The organism is Gilvimarinus sp. 1_MG-2023 (assembly GCF_030548285.1).
In genome coordinates, this window is the sequence record NZ_JAUOSC010001632.1 from 1 (window position 1) to 239 (window position 239).

Genomic DNA, 239 nt, shown 5'->3' on the forward strand with positions numbered 1-239 from the left:
GTTGGAGCCGAGGGCATTACCCACAGCCAGGTTGCCAACACCATCCAGGGTTGCGACGGCAGAGACAAACAATTAAGGAGCGTATGTGCAAATGGAAACAATCGTCAACCCCACCATTAGCGGTGACATGCCAAGGCGGCGAGCTGTTGCTGCAGCTCCAAGGACAAATTTGTCGGCACTCCATACCAGGACAACCAAGCCGATTAAGACGGCAACCAGTGCTGTGATCATGATGCTCC

General features: G+C 54.0%; 1 protein-coding gene. It reads right to left on the reverse strand.

The annotated features are described in order from the left end of the window. Positions 1-72 precede the first annotated feature (72 nt). Positions 73-231 (reverse strand): hypothetical protein, encoded by a 159-nt coding sequence (locus Q4563_RS22320; protein ID WP_303606102.1) that lies wholly within the window; start codon positions 229-231, stop codon positions 73-75. Positions 232-239: the final 8 nt, after the last annotated feature.